The sequence below is a fragment of the Paraburkholderia monticola genome, from assembly GCF_001580545.1.
Classification (GTDB): domain Bacteria; phylum Pseudomonadota; class Gammaproteobacteria; order Burkholderiales; family Burkholderiaceae; genus Paraburkholderia; species Paraburkholderia monticola.
This window is the reverse complement of sequence record NZ_LRBG01000011.1, coordinates 91,105-111,688: the sequence shown is the minus strand read 5'-3', so window position 1 is coordinate 111,688 and position 20,584 is coordinate 91,105. Positions and strand designations below refer to the sequence as shown.

At 64.3% G+C, this 20,584-nt stretch carries 21 protein-coding genes; 10 read left to right on the top strand and 11 right to left on the bottom strand.

The features are described 5' to 3' along the window. The 5 genes from CI15_RS14175 to CI15_RS14155 form a co-directional block, all read right to left on the bottom strand. Entirely contained in the window at positions 1–1,581 is a 1,581-nt protein-coding gene (locus CI15_RS14175; protein ID WP_062128762.1) for a GTPase, read from the bottom strand. Further along, positions 1,578–2,834, bottom strand: a complete 1,257-nt coding sequence (locus CI15_RS14170) for a GTPase (protein WP_062128957.1) — start codon at positions 2,832–2,834, stop codon at positions 1,578–1,580. The genes CI15_RS14175 and CI15_RS14170 overlap by 4 nt, the downstream gene beginning before the upstream one ends. Before the next feature lie 98 nt (positions 2,835–2,932). Then, positions 2,933–3,868, bottom strand: coding sequence for a catechol 1,2-dioxygenase (gene catA / locus CI15_RS14165; protein WP_062128760.1), 936 nt, complete (start codon positions 3,866–3,868; stop codon positions 2,933–2,935). 79 nt (positions 3,869–3,947) lie between these two features. Then, entirely contained in the window at positions 3,948–4,238 is a 291-nt protein-coding gene (catC, locus tag CI15_RS14160; protein WP_026225988.1) for a muconolactone Delta-isomerase, read from the bottom strand. A gap of 27 nt (positions 4,239–4,265) precedes the next feature. After that, the gene (locus CI15_RS14155) at positions 4,266–5,402 is read right to left on the bottom strand and encodes a muconate/chloromuconate family cycloisomerase (protein WP_062128758.1); all 1,137 of its coding nucleotides are present in this window, start codon (positions 5,400–5,402) and stop codon (positions 4,266–4,268) included. A 161-nt stretch (positions 5,403–5,563) separates the two neighbouring features. Between CI15_RS14155 and CI15_RS14145 the strand changes: the two genes are divergently transcribed. After that, complete coding sequence (locus CI15_RS14145; protein ID WP_153041108.1) at positions 5,564–6,823, top strand: hypothetical protein; 1,260 nt, start codon at positions 5,564–5,566, stop codon at positions 6,821–6,823. On the opposite strand, the gene CI15_RS14140 is transcribed toward CI15_RS14145, so the two are convergent. After that, positions 6,793–7,179 carry a VOC family protein gene (locus CI15_RS14140; protein WP_062128753.1) on the bottom strand — a complete coding sequence of 129 codons (387 nt, stop codon included), beginning with the start codon at positions 7,177–7,179 and terminating at the stop codon, positions 6,793–6,795. The two genes, CI15_RS14145 and CI15_RS14140, sit on opposite strands and share 31 nt — an antisense overlap. A 201-nt stretch (positions 7,180–7,380) precedes the next feature. Between CI15_RS14140 and ribBA the strand changes: the two genes are divergently transcribed. The 4 genes from ribBA to CI15_RS14120 all read left to right on the top strand — a co-directional run bounded on the left by ribBA (position 7,381) and on the right by CI15_RS14120 (position 10,861). Beyond that, complete coding sequence (ribBA, locus tag CI15_RS14135; protein WP_062128751.1) at positions 7,381–8,514, top strand: bifunctional 3,4-dihydroxy-2-butanone-4-phosphate synthase/GTP cyclohydrolase II; 1,134 nt, start codon at positions 7,381–7,383, stop codon at positions 8,512–8,514. A gap of 48 nt (positions 8,515–8,562) precedes the next feature. Continuing rightward, on the top strand, positions 8,563–9,075 hold the full coding sequence (gene ribH, locus CI15_RS14130) for a 6,7-dimethyl-8-ribityllumazine synthase (protein ID WP_062128749.1): 513 nt from the start codon (positions 8,563–8,565) through the stop codon (positions 9,073–9,075). Further along, positions 9,072–9,506, top strand: coding sequence for a transcription antitermination factor NusB (nusB, locus tag CI15_RS14125; RefSeq protein ID WP_062128741.1), 435 nt, complete (start codon positions 9,072–9,074; stop codon positions 9,504–9,506). The genes ribH and nusB overlap by 4 nt, the downstream gene beginning before the upstream one ends. 158 nt (positions 9,507–9,664) lie before the next feature. Continuing rightward, positions 9,665–10,861 (top strand): pyridoxal phosphate-dependent aminotransferase, encoded by a 1,197-nt coding sequence (locus CI15_RS14120; RefSeq protein ID WP_062128739.1) that lies wholly within the window; start codon positions 9,665–9,667, stop codon positions 10,859–10,861. An 89-nt stretch (positions 10,862–10,950) separates the two neighbouring features. On the opposite strand, the gene CI15_RS14115 is transcribed toward CI15_RS14120, so the two are convergent. After that, positions 10,951–12,150 carry a transglycosylase SLT domain-containing protein gene (locus CI15_RS14115; RefSeq protein WP_062128737.1) on the bottom strand — a complete coding sequence of 400 codons (1,200 nt, stop codon included), beginning with the start codon at positions 12,148–12,150 and terminating at the stop codon, positions 10,951–10,953. A 611-nt stretch (positions 12,151–12,761) separates the two neighbouring features. Between CI15_RS14115 and CI15_RS14110 the strand changes: the two genes are divergently transcribed. After that, positions 12,762–14,336 carry a UbiD family decarboxylase gene (locus CI15_RS14110; protein WP_062128734.1) on the top strand — a complete coding sequence of 525 codons (1,575 nt, stop codon included), beginning with the start codon at positions 12,762–12,764 and terminating at the stop codon, positions 14,334–14,336. Between the two features lie 46 nt (positions 14,337–14,382). Beyond that, a complete protein-coding gene (locus CI15_RS14105) occupies positions 14,383–15,063 on the top strand; it encodes a LysE family translocator (protein ID WP_062128732.1) in 681 nt (226 codons plus the stop codon). Between the two features lie 72 nt (positions 15,064–15,135). Here CI15_RS14105 and CI15_RS14100 read toward each other — a convergent pair whose 3' ends face one another. From CI15_RS14100 to CI15_RS37290, 3 genes are all read right to left on the bottom strand, one after another. Continuing rightward, complete coding sequence (locus CI15_RS14100) at positions 15,136–16,101, bottom strand: threo-3-hydroxy-L-aspartate ammonia-lyase (RefSeq protein ID WP_062128731.1); 966 nt, start codon at positions 16,099–16,101, stop codon at positions 15,136–15,138. Positions 16,102–16,275: 174 nt separating this feature from the next. Then, on the bottom strand, positions 16,276–16,578 hold the full coding sequence (locus CI15_RS14095) for a hypothetical protein (protein ID WP_062128729.1): 303 nt from the start codon (positions 16,576–16,578) through the stop codon (positions 16,276–16,278). Between the two features lie 386 nt (positions 16,579–16,964). Further along, positions 16,965–17,126, bottom strand: coding sequence for a hypothetical protein (locus tag CI15_RS37290; RefSeq protein WP_013090236.1), 162 nt, complete (start codon positions 17,124–17,126; stop codon positions 16,965–16,967). A gap of 283 nt (positions 17,127–17,409) precedes the next feature. Here CI15_RS37290 and CI15_RS14090 point away from each other — a divergent pair, with 283 nt between their 5' ends. The 3 genes from CI15_RS14090 to CI15_RS14080 all read left to right on the top strand — a co-directional run bounded on the left by CI15_RS14090 (position 17,410) and on the right by CI15_RS14080 (position 19,484). Further along, positions 17,410–18,345 (top strand): Rossmann-like and DUF2520 domain-containing protein, encoded by a 936-nt coding sequence (locus CI15_RS14090; protein WP_062128728.1) that lies wholly within the window; start codon positions 17,410–17,412, stop codon positions 18,343–18,345. 96 nt (positions 18,346–18,441) lie between these two features. Next, positions 18,442–18,762 carry an EthD family reductase gene (locus tag CI15_RS14085; protein ID WP_062128726.1) on the top strand — a complete coding sequence of 107 codons (321 nt, stop codon included), beginning with the start codon at positions 18,442–18,444 and terminating at the stop codon, positions 18,760–18,762. Positions 18,763–18,920: 158 nt separating this feature from the next. Further along, positions 18,921–19,484: a YggT family protein gene (locus CI15_RS14080; protein WP_062128724.1), complete on the top strand. Its 564-nt coding sequence runs from the start codon at positions 18,921–18,923 to the stop codon at positions 19,482–19,484. A gap of 140 nt (positions 19,485–19,624) precedes the next feature. Here the strand turns inward: CI15_RS14080 and CI15_RS14075 are convergent, their stop codons facing one another. After that, the gene (locus CI15_RS14075; protein WP_420915860.1) at positions 19,625–20,506 is read right to left on the bottom strand and encodes a hypothetical protein; all 882 of its coding nucleotides are present in this window, start codon (positions 20,504–20,506) and stop codon (positions 19,625–19,627) included. Positions 20,507–20,584: the final 78 nt, after the last annotated feature.

Sequence of the window (20,584 nt, the reverse complement as noted above, 5' to 3'; positions counted from 1 at the left end):
TCAGAGCGATTCCGAGCGCACTTGCGACTTCAGATCGAGCAAGCCTTCTTCATGCGTCGCCAGCGACACTTCGAGACGCCGAGCGAGCTTCATCAGCTGAGCGATCGACGCGCGGCACCGTTGCGCGGCATGGCCGGAAAGTCTCAGCACGCATTCGCGAATCGCATGGGTCAGCGCGGCGTGAAGGCGTCCGTAGTCGACGCCCGCGACCTCGCGCACCGGTCCATGTGCACCCGTGCGCTCGACGACGATGTCGTCGAAAGCCATCTCGCCATCGAGCTTGATGTGCGCGAGCGAAGCGTCGGGCTCGATCAGATAGTCGCCCAGCAGCCGCTCTGCCTCGCGAGCAAACAGTTCGAATAGCGATTGCGACAGCGCGCTGCACAGACCCGTCACGTCATGCGTGGCCGCATGCGCATCGAGCAACGCGGGCAGCGTCGGCACGATGCCGCGCCACACCGCGTTGGCAAGCTGCTGCTGTTGTTGTTCCAATTGTGCGAGCGCCGCTTGCGACGCGTCGCCAAGTTGCTCGAGCAGCGGCAGCACCTCGCTTTGCAAGCTGCCGAGCACGTTTTCTTCCAGATGATGCAGCAGCACCTCGGCCCGCTTGCGCCGCTTATACGCGAGTGCCGGTCCGGTGATATCGAACAACGCGGCGTAGAGCCGCTCGAAGCCCGCCTCGCTCATGGCCGCCGCCGTCTGCCCTGCTTCGCGCGCCACATACGCGGAAATCGACACCGGCGGTTTCAGCAGCGTCTCGTCGACGCCCATCGCCACGAGCTTGTCTTGGGCTCGCGACTTGACGTCGTGCTCCTGCAAGTCACGACGCGGCGCGCTCTTGTTGCGCAGACACTTGACGAGTTCGCCGTCGACTTCATCTTCCTCGTATTCGTCGCTGCGCGTGACGACCGGCAGCAAAGGCTTGTTCCTGTGCAACTCGCGGCCGAGCTCGTCGAGCTCCTGCACCTGGCCGGGCGAGGTGGAGCTCGTCAGCCACAACACACCGTCGGCGCTATCGGTGAAACGTTGCGTCAACGCGGCATTCTCCGGTGTCACCGAATGCAGTCCGGGGGTGTCGAGCAGCACCAGCTTGGCGCCTAGCCGCACGCCTTGCAGCCGCGAGGTCGTCTCCGTCGCGCCTTCCGTGAACGGCTCCGACGTTTCGACGACGCGGCCCGCATCGACATGGAAAAACTGCACGCTGCGGTCGTGCGCGGCGAAGCGCTCGGCGAGGAAATTGCAGAACGAGCTTTTGCCCGCGTTGAACTTGCCGAACACGAGCAGCAACGCCTGATCGTCAAAATAATCGGCGAGGTGTTGAGCCGCTTCGAGGCTCGACCACTGTTGCATCCATGCGCGCACGCTATCGCGCAGCATCGTGTTGATCGCGCCGGCCTCACGCGCCAGTGCGCTGTGTTCGCGCAGGCCGTCGCACCTCAACGCGTCGGTTTGCAGATCGGCGTTCAGCTTCGCGAGCCAGTCGTTCAGCGCATGCAGCAGCGCGTCGATATCCCGAGCGATGAAATCGAATGCATCGACCTCGGCGATGAAGCGTTGCTCGTGGCTCACGTCCGCTTTCATGCTCGCGTCTCCAGTGTCCGCAGCGCAGCCGCGGCGTTGTCCGACGCGGCGATCGCCGCTTCCATGTCCGCGATCTGCGCGGCCAGCGCCTTGCGGTCGGCGGACAGCTCGTAGTAGTGCGTGAACTCGCGTTGCATGCGCTCGCGTCCTGTCGCTTCGCAGAACATCCGGTGCAGGTCCTTGCGAAATTTCACGGACACGCCCATCACCGCGATCATCACCGAGTTCAGGCTTTTCGCCGCGGTGTGCTGCTCCGTCGGCAAACCGATGACGCCGTGTCCGGCCAGCATCGCGTCGATCTCGATGCAGGCGCGCGAGTACGCGATCTGGATGTGCGCGCGCTCGAGTTTGCCCGCGGTGATCGCATAGGCATCCTTTGCGGTATCGGGCACGATCGCGTGATCGGTGCCGAGCGCATTCAACATCGCGTCGATGTCGCCGCTGACCTTGTCGATGACGGCCGCGAGGCTCCGATCGAAGTCCTGCTTTTGCTGTTGCTGTGTTTTGCGCAGCAGGTCCAGCGACGTTTGCCGCGCCGCGCGCAGCTGTTGCAGTTCGTCGCGGATTTCGCCGAACAGCAGTGCGGTTTCGCGTGCGCGCGCATCCGGCACCCGCGCGAGTTCCGCGTGCAGCGCCGCTTGCAGCGCGGGCATGCCGCTCTTTTCCAGCAGCAGTTTCTTGCCACCGTCGAGGCCTTTGCGATGCCGCATCGACGACACCGCGTTCAACGCGATGCCCGGCATTTGCCGGTCGATCGCGTCGCCGATCTTCTGCAACGCGGCGTCGTCGGCGAGCTGGTCGACTTGCGACAGCACGAACAGCGTTTGCCGACCGGTCCTGACGCGGTCGGCGTCGAGTTCGGTCAACAGCAGCAGTTCCTTCGCGTCGAGTTCGCCCTCTTTCGCGGCGTGCACGAACAGGCGAATGTCGGACTTCAGCCACGCGGCGCGCAACGCTTCGAAGTCGTCGCCGCTGCCGACGTCGGCGTCGAGTCCCGGCGCGTCGAGCCAGCACACACCCTGATGCACGCTATCGGACAGGCGCACCGTTTCGCGCCGGTCGGACACCGCGAACGCATCGCGGCCCAACAGTTCGTTGAGCAGGCTGCTCTTGCCGTGGTTGTACTTGCCGACGACGGTGACGACCGGTTCGCTGTCGTCGATCAGAATTTGCAGGCGCGCCAGATCGTGGGCCCGATCCGGCAGCACGCACGCGACATCGTGCGCGGCCTGCTCACGCGTTTTGCTCGGCACCGTCAACTCCTCAACGCTTCCGGGATTCGACCGGCAGACCTGCCGGCCGTTGACAACGAAAAGCGGCGGTCGTGTCGCCACGCCGCCGCCTCGTGCGATTACGCTTCGACCGATGCGCGCGGACGATGGACGAGCTGGTTGTCCTTACCCTGGACCAGCGGCGTGATCGTGAAGTTGAACTCGATGTCCTTGTACGCATCGCCCTTCAGGCCGAGCGCCGCGCCACCGGTTTTCTCGACGACAGGCGGAATCAGTTCTTCGCGCGTGGCGTAGGCGAAGTCGTCCCAAATCAGCGGATCGCCTTCAATGTTGAACTGGGTGGTCAGCTTGCGATGGCCGTCGCTGCTCACGAAGAAGTGCACGTGCGCCGGACGGTTGCCGTGACGGCCCAGCACGTTCAGCAGCTGTTGCGTCGAGCCGTGCGGCGGGCAGCCGTAGCCCACCGGCATCAGCGTGCGGAACTCGTACTTGCCGTCGGCGCCGGTCTTCACCGCGCCGCGCAGGTTGAATTCGCTCTGCGCGCCGGTCGGATCGAAGTGCGAGTAGAAGCCCTTCGAGTTCGCGTGCCAGCATTCGACGAGCGCGCCCGCGACCGGCTTGCCGTCCAGATCCTTGACCGTGCCGCGGATCACGAGCGGGCCCGCGTCTTCGTCCGCGTTGACGTCGATCTTCGACACGCCCTCGCGCACCGTTGCGCCGGCGACGTACAGCGGGCCTTCGATCGTCCGCGGCGTGCCGCCTTCGAGACCGATCTTCTTGTCCTCTGCGTCCATGCGGATGTCGAGATACTTCTCGAGACCGAGGCCGGCCGCGAGCAGCGCCGCTTCGCCGTCCTGGCCCAGCTTGTTCAGATAGTTGACACCGGCCCAGACTTCGTCGGGCGTGATGTCGAGGTCATCGATCGCCTTGAACAGGTCGCCCAGCAGACGGAAAACGATCTGCTGGAAACGTGCGTCGCCGTTGCCGGCATCGACGTTGGAAGCGGCTTTCAGCAGATCCTGCACTTCTTTGGTTTCAAATACTTTGACGCTCACGATGACTGTCTCCAGTTGGTATGTAGGGAAAAGATGGCTTTGGATGCGCTCGCCGTCAAAGAGCGCCTGGCCCCTGGGCTCAGATGTCGTCGTCCCGAATCGACGACGGGTGACGACACAGGGGCGTCACCGAAATCTTCATGTACGGGAACAGAGGCAAGCCGGACAGAATGTCGTGCAGTTCGGCATTGCTCTCTACATCGAAGATGCTGTAATTCGCGTACTCGCCAACGAGGCGCCAGATATGACGCCACTTGCCGCTACGCTGGAGTTCCTGCGAGTAAGCCTTCTCGCGCGTTTTGATTTCGTTGGCCACCTCGGCCGGCATGTCGACCGGCAGGTGCACGTCCATTCGTACATGGAAAAGCATCGTTGAATCCTCTTGATCAGAATCCGTTTAGCGGGTGACCTTCATCAGCCCGTCCCGGGTGAATCGCTTGACCTTCGCCTCGTCGAGCTCGATGCCGAGACCCGGGCCGTTCGGCACGGTCAACTCGAAGTCGCTGTAATCGAGCGGCGTGGTCAGAATCTCTTCGGTGATCAGCAACGGCCCGAACAGCTCGGTGCCCCATTGCAGATTCGCGAAGCTCGCGAACAGATGCGCCGACGCCACCGTGCTGAACGCGCCTTCGAGCATCGTGCCGCCGTACAGCTCGATGCCGGCGGCATCGGCGATCGCGGCCACGCGCTGCGCGGCGAACAGACCACCGCTCTGTTCGATCTTGATCGCGAACACATCGGCGCCGCCGTTCTTCGCGATCTCGAACGCGCTTTCCGGGCCTTGCAGGACCTCGTCGGCCATCAGCGCGACCGGGAAACGGCGCATCAGGCGCGCGAGCGCCGCGGCGGAGGCGACCGGCTGCTCGACCAGATCGCAGCCTGCCTCGGCCAGCGCCGGAATCGCCCACGCGGCCTGCGTCTCGCTCCACGCCATGTTGACGTCGACGCGCACCGCGGCACGCTCGCCGACCGCCTTCTTGATGTCGGCGACGTGCTTGATGTCGGTCTTCAGTTCCTTCGCGCCGATCTTCAGCTTGAAGACCTTGTGGCGGCGCACTTCGAGCATATGCTCGGCTTCGGCGATGTCCTTCGCGGTATCGCCCGAGGCGAGCGTCCACGCGACCGGCAGACGCTCACGACGGCGGCCGCCGAGCAGCTCGCTCACCGGTACGCCGAGGCGCTTGCCCTGGGCGTCGAGCAGCGCGGTTTCGAGCGCGCTCTTCGAGAAATGATTGACCTTGACCAGCTTGCTGAGATGGGCCATCAAAGCCTGAATCCGGGTCGCGTCCTTGCCGATCATTGCCGGCGCGAAGTACGCGTCGATCGCGAGCTTCATCGCTTCGGGGCTTTCCGGGCCGTAGGCCATGCCGGCGATCGTAGTGCCTTCGCCGATGCCGACGATGCCGTCGCTGCAGTACACCTTGACGAGCATCAGCGTCTGCCCGTACATCGTGGCGACCGACAGCTTGTGAGGGCGGATCGTCGGTAGATCGACGAGGCGGGTTTCGATACGTTCGATGGTCGCTTGGGTCATGGCGGCTGCTGCGAGAAGTGAGTTCATTGGATGTTTTTATACCCCTCGCCCGTTTGGCCAGTCCAATACTTTTCCTGTCCTATTTCATACCTGCAGAGTATGGTGAGGCTAGAAAGCCCGGCCTTTCTGGGGATTTCGCATCGCACCATGCACGACGGGCATTGAAAAACAGACTGTTTTTGCGGCGCAAACATGATCTGCGTCAAGCTTCGATGCATGCAGAGCATGTTGTCCGAAGCGTGCATGACCGGTCGCAACGCGCGACGATAGTCCTGGCTGCTATCGGCAGTACACTTGCCCCAGGCGAAATCCGCAAAAAACAATGTCGGCGGACCAAGAAAAACATGGATCTGTTCAATCAGAAAGACCTCGATCTGTCGAAGGTCTCGATTCGAAGGGGCAAGGGTTACACGGCGTTGAGCACGCCATGTAACGTTAGAGGCGCGCTCGTCTTCATGCGCGCGCGCCGCTCGGGGCCGATGTTCTGGCTCGCCCGGGCGCTCGGATTGCAGCAGGCATCGCGCTTCCGGGACGACATCGACGTCTACGGGACCGACAACCTCACGTTGGCACGCCTCCAGGCCGATCCGGAATTCGGCAGCGCGGTGGCCGCGCTATTCGCGAACAAGGCGTCGCGTATCACGCTCGGCGGCAACCGGCTGCGCGCGCAATTTCCCGGCCGGCAGCCTGAAGCACGGGACGAGGCATCGCGGGCGGCGCTGCGTTTCGTGTCGCGGCTCGAACAGTTGAACCCTGTGGAAATCAACGCCGAAACGAGCCTTTCCTGGCTTGCCGCGCCCCTCATCGTGTTCTGCGCTGTCGGATACGCGGCATTCTTCGGTGCAGGCATCCTCACCAGCGACGTGCGCCTGATCACGCCGTTCGGCTTTGCCCCTGTCACCATCGGCATTGCAGTTGCGATCGTGGGTGGTGTGCTGCTTGGCGCGAGTCCGTTTCTGAAAAGACAGGCGCTGGCTGCCGCTGCTTTGCCTCAAATTGTGACCGCGCTCCTTTTCGGCGCGATCTTCGGCTCGGTGGCGCTAAGCGAAATGGCGGACGTCCGGTTGGGCCGTCAGCTCAAGACGGATCAGCTCCTGGTCGTCTCGGCGATGCCGACCCAATCGAACGCGAAGGGGCATCCGTGCTTCATGGAGTTCGAAAGCGCGACCGATGTGCTCGGCCAAACGCGAACCTCGGTGCCGATTTCCTGCAAAGGCTTCAACAAACTTCGCGCGGGAGGCTCGGGCTACGGCCTTTATCGTATTGGGGTGAATCCGGGGTATTTTCAGGGCGGACTGTTCGTCGATAGCATCGAGCGTGTGCCGGGCGCGACCAGTTCGAACGACTCCGGCGCCCTGGCAAGCTTTGCGGACGCAGTGAGAGCGCGCATTCATCGGAACAGCGCGCTGACCATCACGTAGTAGCCATCCGGATCGCGCAGCGCGAACTCCATCGTTCCCGTGTGCGAGTTGATGCGCGGCTCTTCTTCGAACCGGCCGACGAGCGATCGTGCCCGCACGACGCACGGATCGAAATCGTCGACCCGGAAAAACAGCAGCAGGCCATTGCCGGGCTGGCCGTTGCCGGCGCTCATCAACGAAGGATGTTCATGAGCGCCCCACTGATGCAGACACAGCAGCACGGTGCCGTCCGCGTCGAGGATCTGCCCGAAGTCGTCATGAGCGGGCGAACCCGGCGGCTGGCCGAACAGCGTTTGATACCAGCTGAAGCTGCGAGCCACGTCATGCACGCCGATAATCGTCCAGGTACGTTTCATTCGAGCCTCCATCCGGCGCACGATATGAAGCCACCGCTCCCCGCGCACCGCGCCGCCGGCCGCCCTCGCCCACCGTTTCGACGAGCATAGCAACCCCACCCGGCTCATCGCCAGTCGGCCAAACGGCCTATGTCGTCTGGCGGAGGCGACTTGGGCCCGCGCGTGGCGTAAAATACGCGCTTTCCCGAAAAACTCGCCAACATGACGCTCGCCTCCACCCAAGAGATCATCGCCGAACTGAAAGCCGGCCGGATGGTGATCCTCGTCGACGAAGAAGACCGCGAAAACGAGGGCGACCTCGTGATCGCCGCCGAGTTTGTCACCCCGGAAGCGATCAATTTCATGGCTCGCTACGGCCGTGGCCTGATCTGTCTGACGCTGACCCAGGATCGCTGCAAGCAGCTGAACCTGCCGCTGATGACGTACCGCAACGGCACGCAGTACGGCACCGCGTTCACGGTCAGCATCGAAGCGGCCGAAGGCGTGACGACCGGCATCTCGGCGGCCGACCGCGCCCGCACGATCGCCGCCGCGGTCGCGCCGGACGCCAAAGCCGAGCACATCGTGCAGCCGGGTCACATTTTCCCGATCATGGCCCAGCCGGGCGGCGTGCTGGTGCGCGCCGGCCATACCGAGGCCGGCTGCGACTTCACGAGGCTCGCGGGCCTGACGCCGGCCGCGGTGATCTGCGAGGTGATCAAGGACGACGGCACGATGGCGCGCCTGCCCGACCTGATCGAGTTCGGCAACGAGCATGGCCTGAAGATCGGCACGATCGCCGATCTGATCCACTATCGCAGCCGCACCGAATCGATCGTCGAGCGCATCTGCGAACGCACGATGCAAACCGCGCACGGCGCGTTCCGCGCGGTCATGTATCTCGACCAGCCGAGCGGCCAGCCGCATATCGCGCTGGTGCGCGGCACGCCGAGCCCCGAGCACGACACCCCGGTGCGCGTGCACGAGCCGTTGTCGGTGCTGGATCTGCTCGAAGTCGGCGAATCCACCCATTCGTGGACGCTGGATGCGGCCATCAAAGAGATTGCCGAACGCGATCTCGGCGTGGTCGTGCTGCTCAATTGCGGCGACTCGAAAGACCATCTGATCGACGTCTTCAGGGCGTTCGACTCGAAGGAAAAAGCCGACGCGCTGAAGCGCCGTCCGGTCGACTTCAAGACCTACGGCATCGGCGCGCAGATTCTGCGCGAACTCGGCGTGGGCAAGATGCAGGTGCTGTCGAACCCGCGCAAGCTCGGCAGCATGTCGGGTTACGGTCTCGAAGTCACGGGCTTCATTCCGATGCCCGGCAGCAAATCGCAAGCCCCGCAAGCCTGATCCGGCCACTCACGCGCCTCGCGCCCACTCAAACACTACGGAATTCACATGGAAATCGGACAATACCAACCGAATCTCGACGGCGACGGACTGCGCATCGGCATCGTCCAGGCGCGCTTTAACGAACCCGTCTGCAACGGCCTCGCGGACTCCTGCATCGAAGAACTCGAACGCCTCGGCGTGACCGGCGAAGACGTGCTGCTCGTCACCGTGCCGGGCGCGCTGGAAATCCCGCTGGCGCTGCAAAAGCTCGCGGAAAGCGCCCAATTCGACGCGCTGATCGCACTCGGCGCGGTGATCCGCGGCGAGACGTACCACTTCGAACTCGTGTCGAACGAAAGCGGCGCGGGCATCACGCGCATCGGCCTCGACTTCGGCATCCCCGTCGCGAATGCGGTGCTGACCACCGAGAACGACGAGCAGGCCGTCGCGCGCATGACCGAGAAGGGTCGCGACGCCGCGCGCGTGGCTGTCGAAATGGCGAACCTCGCGGTCGCGCTCGAGCAGCTCGGCGGCGATGACGACGACGAAGAAGATGAAGACGACGAGGAAGAGGCATGAAGAGCGCACGCCGACGCTCCCGCGAACTGGCCACGCAGGGGCTTTACCAGTGGCTGCTGTCGGGCTCGTCCGGCAGTGAGATCGACGCGCAACTGCGCGGCGCGCAAGGGTACGACAAGGCCGACCACGAGCACCTGGAGGCGATCCTGCGTGGCGTGATGGGCGATTCCGAGGCGCTCTCCGCCGCAATCGCGCCCTGCCTCGATCGTCCGATCGAGCAGTTGTCGCCTGTCGAGCGCGCGGTGCTGCTGGTCGCCGCGTTCGAACTGAAGAATCACGTCGACATTCCGTACCGCGTGGTCATCAACGAAGCGGTCGAGCTGACCAAGACGTTCGGTGGCTCGGACGGCTACAAGTACGTGAACGGCGTGCTCGACAAGCTCGCGGCGCAAATGCGCGCCACCGAAACGCAGGCAGCCCGCAAGGGCTGAGCGCGGCGTGCGGGGGCCTTGCCATGCATCGGGCCCCAGCCGCACTGCACTGCACAGGGCGAACAATCGAATCGCCCGCAAGGACGCCGCTGCGCACATCGATGAGCGCATCATTCGGTGTGCGGGCGCCGTCCTGCTTCTGAACTGGATCTGACCGTATGAACTCCGTCACCGAACCTCTCGTGCGGCTCGCCGCGCGCGTCGATGCCATCCAGCCTTTCTACGTGATGGAACTGGCCAAGGAGGCCGCGCTGCTCGAGCGCGAGGGGCGCGATATCATCCACATGGGCATCGGCGAGCCGGATTTCACCGCGCCCGAGCCGGTCATCGAAGCAGCCGCGAGCGCGTTGCGCCGCGGCGTCACCCAATACACGAACGCGCTCGGCGTGCACGCGCTGCGTGACGCGATTTCCGCCCATTACGCCGAGTTTTACGGCATCGACGTCGATCCGGCGCGGATCGTGGTCACGGCCGGCGCGTCGGCGGCGCTGCTGCTCGCGTGCGCGGCGCTCGTCGATCGCGACGACGAAGTGCTGATGCCCGACCCGTGCTATCCGTGCAACCGCCACTTCGTGATCGCCGCCGAAGGCAAGCCGGTGATGGTGCCGAGCGGGCCGGCCGAGCGTTTCCAATTGACCGCCGCCGACGTCGAGCGCCTGTGGGGCGAGCGCACCCGCGGCGTGTTGCTCGCGTCGCCGTCGAATCCGACCGGCACGTCGATCGAGCCGGCCGAGCTCGAGCGCATCGTCAAGGCCGTGCGCGCGCGTGGCGGCTTCACGATCGTCGACGAAATCTACCAGGGGCTCAGCTACGACGCCAAGCCCGTGTCGGCCCTGTCGTTCGGCGAGGACGTGGTGACCGTCAACAGCTTCTCGAAGTACTTCAACATGACGGGCTGGCGCCTCGGCTGGCTCGTCGTACCGCCCGCGCTGGTCGGCGCGTTCGAAAAGCTCGCGCAGAACCTGTTCATCTGCGCGTCGGCGCTCGCGCAGCACGCGGCGCTCGCCTGCTTCGAACCGGAGACGATCGCGATCTACGAAGCACGGCGCCTCGAATTCAAACGACGCCGCGACTTCATCGCGCCGGCGCTCGAATCGCTCGGCTTTTCGGTGCCGGTGATGCCCGACGGCGCGTTCTACGTGTATGCGGACTGCCGCGGCGTCGCGCATGCCGCCGCCGGCGACAGCGCGGCACTCACGAAGGCGATGCTGCACGATGCCGGCGTCGTGCTGGTGCCCGGCATGGACTTCGGCACACACGCGCCGAAGGACTACATCCGGCTGTCGTATGCGACCGCGTTTCCGAAGCTCGAAGAGGCCGTCGAGCGGCTCGCGAAGCTGTTCGGGCGGCATTGATGGATTGAGTCGGCGCAAACCGACCGGCCAGATACAAAAAAAGGACACCCTCGGGTGTCCTTTTTTCATTCAGCGCGACAAGATCTAACTCAAGCGCCGATCTCCGACGCCGACGCCACATGGCGCGTCGCACTGCTCGCGTCGTCCTGATCGGCCGGCGGCGTGTGCGTCGCCGGCGTCGCCGAACTCAGCGCGTGGCCGCCTTGCAGCGTCACTTGCACGCGCTTGCCGTTGCTACCGCTCGTCGCCGCGGCCGAGGCCGGCGTGGCCGACGCGGTCAGCACCGGCGCCTGCGGCGCATTGATCGGCACCTTGCGGCCGTGCGCGACGTCGCGCAGACGACCACGTTCGGCCATCACCTTGGCACCGTAGCCGCCGTCCTCCTGCGTGCTCGAGCCGACGTACAGACGCAGACCACCCGGCAGCGAGCCGCCGCGCGCGATGCAATCCTTCAGCACGAGCGCGCCGACCTTGATGTTCGCGAGCGGATCGAGCGCCGCGCTCTGGCCGCCGAAATACTGGAATTTGTCCGAATGCACCTTCGACATCACCTGCATCAGGCCCTGCGCACCGACGCCGCTTTCGGCGTACGGATTGAAGCCCGATTCGATCGCCATCACCGACAGCAGCAGCAGCGGATCGAGGCCGACTTCGCGGCCGGTGTCGAACGCGGCCTTCACGAGCTCGCCGACGGGCTCCTGAGCGACGCGATAACGCCGCGCGAGGTACGACGCGACGAGGTCCTGTTCGCGGCTGGAGACGAGCGCACGGTCATCGCGCGCATCGGCGGACACGCGCTGCTGAGGAATCAGACGCGCGAGCGCGCTGACGCCTTGCATCGTGTGCGGATCGAGGCCGTTGAGCGCCGCGGCGCTGGTGCCCGACGCGCCGGAGCCGTCGAACGCGCCGTCGAAGCTGGTGCTGGCCGAGGTGAGGGTCATGCTGCCGTCGCTCGAACCATCGGTGGGGCTCGGCGTGTTCGTCGGATTGGCCGACAGCGATTCGTCGGTGGACGGGCTGGCGTTTCTCGCCGGACCAATGGCCGGCATCGGATTGCCTTGCAGCAGACGCACCGGACCCGCCTGCACGGCGGCGGAAATGACCGGCATCATGCGCGCGGCAAGCGCGCCGCGCCAGGTCGGCATCAGCCACAGTGCCAGAGCCAGCACCACCGCGATACCGCCGACGATGCTGAACAGGTGATGACTCAATCGCGTCCCGCGGCGTAGCGCACCGCGCACAAGCTGCGCAATACGCTCATCGGGACGCCACGATAACCAGGCGTTCATTCAGATCTCCCATCTTGCATGATCCGCGAACTCCGCCGAGCAACTCAGGCGGTACAGCGCGCTCGCGGAGTCACGACATCGCGTGCTCTCTGGTTGGGCAGCAGCGACGTCGGGAAAACGGTAACAAATACCGTCTGGGGAGCCATCTAAAATAGCCCGCATACTCGATGCATGCCGGGCTCGGCTCCCACGCGAAAAACCAGCGTTCGTGGACGCTGGTGAGGGACTTCAATAAGGCCGTTCCACCCGCAGGGAAGTAAAACGGTGACGCGTTGCGTCTAAGGACCGGGGGCGACGGTAAAAAGGTAAACGCCCTACAACCAATGTCGACGGATTCTATGCACCGTTTTATAGATCGTCAACACTATAGAATGCAAAAACTATAACTATTTGTAATTATGAACAGTGTTCAGTCGCCCGAAAGCCGCGCTCTATGCGCGTTTTCAGCGATCGTGCCTTGACTGTCTGGAATAGCCCATTTAGTTGATCTACGTGCGTTGGCTAACGCAGGTAAAATCGACAATTGTCTTTCAACGCCAGACGACGCTACCGCTGGTCCTGATGTGCTCCCGGTCCTATGCGCCGTGCATGCGACCCCTGAACCGTTACAGATGAAATACAAAGACCTGCGTGATTTCATCGGCCGCCTCGAGACGATCGGTGAACTGCGCCGAATCTCGCAAAAGGTGTCGCCGAATCTCGAAATGACCGAAGTGTGCGACCGCGTATTACGCGCGGGCGGCCCGGCCCTGCTGTTCGAGAACACTGAGCAGCATGCGTTTCCGGTGCTCGGCAATCTGTTCGGCACGCCACGCCGGGTCGCGCTCGGCATGGGCATCGATGCCGAGGCCGGTGCGGGCGACCAGGCGGCGCTCGAATCGCTGCGCGACGTCGGCCGACTGCTCTCCGCGCTGAAGGAACCGGAGCCGCCGAAAGGGCTCAAGGACGCGGGCAAGCTGTTGTCGCTGGCGAAGGCGGTCTGGGACATGGCACCGAAGACCGTCAGCGCACCGCCCTGCCAGGAAATCGTCTGGGAGGGCCACGATGTCGACCTCGCCAGACTGCCCATTCAGACCTGCTGGCCCGGCGATGCCGGACCGCTGATCACTTGGGGTCTGACCGTCACGAAAGGGCCGAACAAGAGCCGACAGAACTTGGGTATCTATCGTCAGCAACTGATCGGGCGTAACAAACTGATCATGCGCTGGCTCGCCCACCGCGGCGGCGCGCTCGATTTCCGCGAGTTCGCGCTGAAGAATCCCGGCAAACCGTATCCGGTCGCCGTGGTGCTCGGCGCGGACCCGGCGACGATCCTCGGCGCGGTCACGCCGGTACCCGACACGCTGTCCGAATACCAGTTCGCCGGGCTGCTGCGCGGCGGGCGCACCGAGCTCGCCAGGTGCATCACGCCGGGTGTCGACGCACTGCAGGTGCCCGCGCGCGCCGAGATCGTGCTCGAAGGCTTCATCTATCCGCAGGAAGGCGCGCCCTCGCCCGCGCCGGCTGGCGCGCCGCCGCGTCCGACCAAGGGTGCCTCGGCGATGTACGAACACGCGCTCGAAGGCCCCTATGGCGATCACACCGGCTACTACAACGAACAGGAGTGGTTCCCGGTCTTCACGGTCGAGCGCATTACGATGCGCCGCGACGCGATCTATCACTCCACCTACACCGGCAAGCCGCCCGACGAGCCCGCCGTGCTCGGCGTCGCGCTGAACGAAGTGTTCGTGCCGTTGCTGCAAAAGCAGTTCACCGAGATCACCGACTTCTACCTGCCGCCCGAAGGCTGCAGCTATCGCATGGCGATCGTGCAAATGAAGAAGAGCTACCCCGGCCATGCCAAGCGCGTGATGTTCGGGGTGTGGAGCTTCCTGCGGCAGTTCATGTATACGAAGTTCATCGTCGTCGTCGACGAGGACGTCAATATCCGCGACTGGAAGGAAGTGATCTGGGCGATCACCACGCGCGTGGACCCGAGTCGCGACACGGTGCTCGTCGACCGCACGCCGATCGACTATCTCGATTTCGCGTCGCCGGTGGCCGGCCTCGGCTCGAAAATGGGGCTCGACGCGACCAACAAGTGGCCGGGCGAAACCGACCGCGAATGGGGCCGCCCGATCGTGATGGACGACGCGGTCAAGCAACGTGTCGATAACTTGTGGAACGAGTTGGGCCTCGGCCTGTAACGCTCGCCGGACAACACAATCAATAAAGGATGGAGCGCTCGCCCGGATGCACGCTTTTTCAATGATGTCGGACGGATTTTTTCTGTCCTTGTCGCTTTGTCTCGATATCGGTCTCGTCAACGTCGCGATCATTTCGCTGACGCTGTCGCACGGCTTCCGGCCGGGCTTCTGGCTCGGCCTCGGCTCGTGCGTCGGCGATCTCATTTACGCGACGCTCGCGCTCGCAGGCATGGCCGCGCTGCTGCAATTCGAGTCGGTGCGCTGGGTCGTGTGGATCGGCGGCGCGGTGATCCTGCTGTTTCTCACGTGGAAGATGGCGCGTGAAGCGATGTTCCCTGCCACGGCGCCCGCGGTTGCCGGCGAAGGCGACGCGAGTGCGCCGCATCTGTCGCCCTGGCGCGGGTTTCTGCGCGGGGTGCTGCTCGCGGTCTCGTCGCCCTCGGCGATTCTGTGGTTCGCGGCGGTCGGCGGCGCGCTGATCGCGAAGGCCGGCGCAACGAGCCCCGCGACCGCGCTGATCTTCCTCGGCGGCTTTTTCCTCGGCGGCCTGTGCTGGACGCTCTTTATCTGCGGGCTCGGCAGCCACGGCCGCAAGCGCGCCGGCGCCGGTCTGCTGCGCGCGTGTCACGTTCTGTCCGCGCTGCTGTTCGCGTATTTCTCGTACAGCGTGATCGTCAATGGGTATCACGACCTGATCGTGCAGAGCACCACGCAAGTGGCAAGCTGAAGCGGCTGACGAACGAGAAAACGGCTCGCCTCGGCGAGCCGTTTTGCCTTCATGCGACCTGGCTTGAACCGCTCAGGCGAGGAACTGCGCGAGCTTCGGCAGATCGACGTTGCCGCCACTCACCACCACGCCCACACGCTTGCCCTTCACCGGCACGATGCCGTTCAGCACCGCCGCCGCCGCGAGGCAACCGGTCGGTTCGACGACGATCTTCATGCGCTGCGCGAAAAACCGCATCGTCTCGATCAGCTGCGCGTCGCTGACCGTTTCGATTCGCGCGACCAGCTGACGGATGATCGCGAACGTGTAGTCGCCCAGATGCGTCGAGGCGGCGCCGTCGGCGATCGTGTGCGGCGCCGCGATATGCACGATCTCGCCGCGCGCGAGCGACTGCTGGCCGTCGTTGCCCGCTTCAGGCTCGATACCGATCACCGTGCAAGCCGGGCTCAGCGCGGCCGCCGACAACGCGCTGCCGCTAATCAAGCCGCCGCCGCCGAGGCACACGAACAGCATGTCGAGCGGGCCGGTTTCGTCGATCAGCTCCTTGACCGCGGTGCCTTGCCCGGCGATCACGTGCGGATGGTCGTACGGGGGGATCAGCGTCATGCCACGCTCTTCGGCGAGCCGGCGGCCGATTTCCTCGCGATTTTCCTTGTAGCGGTCGTAGGTGATCACTTCGCCGCCGTAGCCTTTGGTCGCGGCGACCTTGGCCTCGGGCGCGTCGTGCGGCATCACGATCGTTGCGTGAATGCCGGCGAGCCGCGCCGACAGCGCGATCGCCTGCGCGTGATTGCCCGACGAATAGGTCAGCACGCCCGCCTTGCGCTGCTCCGCGTCGAAATGCGAAATCGCGTTGTACGCGCCGCGGAACTTGAACGCGCCCATGCGCTGGAAGTTTTCGCACTTGAAGAACACCGACGCGCCAGTGCGCTCGTTGAACGTGCTCGACGTCAGAACGGGGGTGCGGTGCGCGACGCCCTCGAGACGCGCGGCGGCGTCGAGGACGTCATCGAAGGTGGGAGCGGGAAGCGCTTGCATCGGCGAAACTCTCCTAAGGCGGTGGCGAAGCGATCATTCTCCCAGCTTCGCCGATGCTTTGGAACGACGCTTGCGCGAAGGCGCGAAACCGGCCGCACAAATAAAGACGGCGTAACCCGGCATGAGCCGGCGTTACGCCGTCGACCTACCCGCGCATCTTATGCGCGCCCCCGTTTAGTGACGATAGTAAGGATGTCCGTAGTAGCCGCGATAGCCGTGGTAGTAGCCACGATAGTACGGGCGGCCATACCCGTAGTAGCCGCCGACCACCACGGGAGCCGGCGCGACCACGACCGGAGGCGCATACACGGGCGGAGGCGGCGGCGCGTAATAGACCGGCGGCGGCGCCGCATAGACCGGATAAGCCGGCGCGACCGGCACCCCAATGCCGATACCGACAGAGACATGTGCCTGAGCAGCCCCGGCGAGCCCCAGGCCGAGTCCGGCTGCAACGACAAACGGAACGATCTTTTTCACTTCTATTCTCCTAGCGCGCCCAACCAAGGTCGCCGACTGCGCATGCCTCGCATGCTGTTGAGTCAATCTATCTAAAAAGCCCCGGCCGAACTGTTCGCATTTGTTGCAAATTGCAATGAGCGAGCGCAGGCGTTTTGCCGAGCGTCGCGGGCACGGGCAGACGCGCCGCCGCGACGTGGGTGAAATGGGCCGGGAATCAAGGGTTTGCGCGCGACCGTCGAGGCGCGCGTCATATGTCTGATCGAGCGCGCGCGTGGGAGTTCGCGAATCGGTAATCTTTAATTACAAATTCGCTTCAATCCTGACAGCCGGAAGGAATTTCCCAATGAAAAATGCCCGGCGAATTGCTTCGAACCGGGCATTTCTCGCCTGTGAAGATCGTGCGTCTAGCCGACCTTCACGTACACGAATTCGCGGGACACGTTCGGCGGCACGTAGGCGCCGCTGATCCGCACGCGCGGCGTCAGGCGCTTTTTCTGATCCCACCAGCGGCGGCGCTGGGCGTGCGTCAGGAATCGCAGGTGCTTTCGGTAAGAAAAAATACTCATCTCGACCCTCCCGAGTTTCTGCCTGAAAACGAAGTAACGACGTTGGAACCGCAACTACACAATCCGCTCATTCGACCACTGATCCTGACACCGACGATTGTGAACAGTTTTCGCACCCACCGGCGTCGCGCCGCCCGATGACCAACCGCGGGTGGTATATCGACCGCAAACTCATCCGACGACAGCTGTCCGACCCTGCAAGGGGCCGGATCGCGCCCACGGTTCGCGGGATGCGCGATACTGCTGCTTTCCCGTTCACACGATCCGTCCGGAGCAGGCGACCATGTCCCAGTCTTCTTTGCCGCGCATCGGCTTCATCGGCGCGGGGCGGCTCGCGCGATGTCTCGCGCTCGCGTTTGCGCGCGCCGGCTATCCGGTCACCGCTGTGGCGAGCCGCTCGGCCGCTTCCGCGCGCCGGCTCGCCAGCCAGATCGAACACTGTGCGGCCTGCGATGATCCACAACAGGTCGTCGAAGCCGCCGATATCGTTTTTTTAGCCGTTCCCGATGACAGCATCGGTACGACAGCGCACACACTCCGGTTTGGAGGCAACGCGGCAAGCCACCACGGTCAGGCCCTCGTGCACTGCAGCGGCGCATCGCCGGTCGAGCAGCTCGCGCCGGCGCGCGCTCAGGGCGCGGCGATCGGCGGCTTTCATCCACTCTATCTGTTTAGCGGCGAGCTCGCCGATCTCGAGCGCATCGCCGGCTGCTCGGTGACGATCGAAGCCGACGGCGCGCTGAAAGAGACACTGACCGCGCTCGCGCTCGCGTTGCGCTGCCATCCGCTGTCGATTCCGCCGGGCGGCCGCATGCTGTATCACGCCGCCGCGCATTACGCGGCGAGCTTCGCGCTATGCAGCCTCGCCGAATGCGTCGCGTTGTGGCGCACGCTCGGCTTCGCCGAAGACGACGCGCTGCGCGCGCTGCTACCGATGCTCGCCGGCACGATCGAGACCGCGCGCGACAAGGGCCTGCCCAACGCGCTCGCGGGGCCGGTTTCGCGCGGCGATACGGGTGTGGTGGAAAAGCAGTTGGCGCTGCTCGAAGGATTCGGCGGCGATCATGCCGCGCTGTACGGTCTGCTGACGCGCCGCGCGGTCAACCTCGCCCAACGCCGTGCCACGCCCCCGGCGACGATTGAAGCGATCTCCGAAGCTGTGGAAGAATCGCTGGGCCGCTCGCTGAATCAGGCCGCGGCAGGTGCAAGCGTCAAGTAAGCCGTGATAATGTGACGTCCGGCGCGCGAGGCGTACCACTTGCGAACCACGCAAGCACCCGCGCCGCGCTTCGGGATCAACAGACGAGAACCCATAATGATCAAGGTCAGCATCCTCTATCCGTATCGGGAAAACGGCCGCTTCGACATGGACTACTACTGCGCGACCCATATGCCGCTCGCGGCGAAGCTGTTCGGGTCGGCGTTAAAGGGCTGGTCGGTCGACGCGGGTCTGAACGCCGGCCCGCCCGGCACGCCGCCGCCGTACGTGGCCGCGGGTCATTTCCTGTTCGACAGCGCGGACGACTTCTATAAAGTATTCAAGCCCGCGTCCGAACAACTGCTGGCGGACATTCCGAACTACACCGACGGCGGCAACGGCACGATCCTGATCAGCGAGGTCCGGATTTCCGTGTGATGCCGGACAGACAGCCATCGGGCGACGGCGCGCAATGACGTCGATCCTCCGGGTGGCTGACCGGGTCAATTCAGGTACAACGCCGGCGCGCACCGATCGGGCGACGCCGGCAGCCCGCGGCCGGCCGGCGGCCGTCATCAGAAGCATAAGGACACGAGATGTTTGGCGATATCGCCCGTTTTCTGCTCAATACCATTTTCACGCTGTTCGGCGCGGCGCTGCTGTTGCGCGCATGGCTGCAAGTCGTTCGCCTGCCGCCGTACAACCCGGTCTCGAACGCCGTGTTGCAGGCGACCAACTGGCTCGTGCTGCCGCTACGACGCATCCTGCCGAGCACGCGCAACATCGACTGGGCGAGCGTGGTCGCGACGCTGATCGCCGCGATCATCTACGTCGTCCTGATGGTCGTGCTCACCGGCGCCGATCCGCTCACGCTGGTGCCGACGCTGCTGATCGTCGCGGTGCTCACCGCGATCAAATGGGCGCTCAACCTGATCATCTGGATGACGATCCTGATGGCGCTGCTGTCGTGGCTCAATCCGCGTTCGCCGGCGATGCCGATTCTCTATCAGCTGACCGCACCGTTTCTGAATCCGCTGCGTCGCGTGCTGCCGAAATTCGGCGGCATCGATCTGTCGCCGATCCTGCTGTTCGTGATCGTGCAGGTGCTGCAGATGGTCGTCACGCGCGCGGCGGTTCAGCTGACTTATTTTGTGATCTGAAGGCGCGGCGCCGAGGCCTTTCCGGTTCCTCGAATAAGCACCCGCCGCCCCTCCCCTATCCTCGATACCCAATCAGGCAACCGGCCGCCACCGCATGCAGGTGCGGCGGCCGGCTGCGTGCGCCACTGCGCCGACTCCGCTTATTGCGGCTTCAGCTGTCCGTAGGCGAGCGTCGCGTTATCCGCGGACTTGATGAGATAGAAAATCGAGCGTGTGTAGAGACTGCTTCCCGAAATCGGCAGGAACTTGATCGCGGCATTGCCCGAATAGGTCGTGCCCGACTGCAGCGTGCAGGTTGCGCTCGTGCCGGTAACGCTCAGCGTATAGAGATTCTTGCTCGACGACGGCGTCGTGAGCAGCAGCGTTCCGGACACCTGACAGCCGCCGAGGTTGCCAGTCAGCGAACCGTCGCCGGCGATCGTCAGAGACGAACCGGTTTCCGCCCACGTGCCCGCGACGCTCGATTGCGTCACCGCGAGCGCATTCGCGGCGTCGTAGATCCACGACAGCGAGGTCGTGCTGCCATTGTCGGTATAGCTGCCGGTGAACGTCTGATTCGCGGCGAACGTGCCTGAACCGGCGGTGGTCGGATAGTAGACATTGCTGATGAATGCCGTGCCCGACGTCAGCGTCCAGTTCGGCGCCGTGCCAGCGAGCACGCCGAAGAATTCCGACACCCCGAATCCGCCGACCGAATTCAGGCTGGAAAGGTTGCCCTGCGGATCGATGAACCCGTTCGTCATACTGACGCCGGACGGCGTCGTCCAGATACCTTCCAGGCCATTGCCGGTCGCGGCGGTCGAGCCGGCCTGCGGACTTGTCAGACTCGGCAGTTGTTCGCCGCTGACAGCGGGCGTCGAAGCGCCGGCGGGCGAACTGGCGCCGGTGGGAGAGCTTGCCGTCGACGGTGCCGACGCATTGCTCGACGAAGTCGGCGCTGGATCGGAGCCCCCGCCCCCGCCGCAAGCCGTCAGAACCAGCGAAGCAAGCAGGGATAGCGTCAACGTAGCTTTGATTTTCATGTTCATTTTTCTTTTTGCGGCGAGTGCGGTCGATCAGGGCCGCCCTTCCATGCCGTTAGTTGGGATTAAACCTCGATG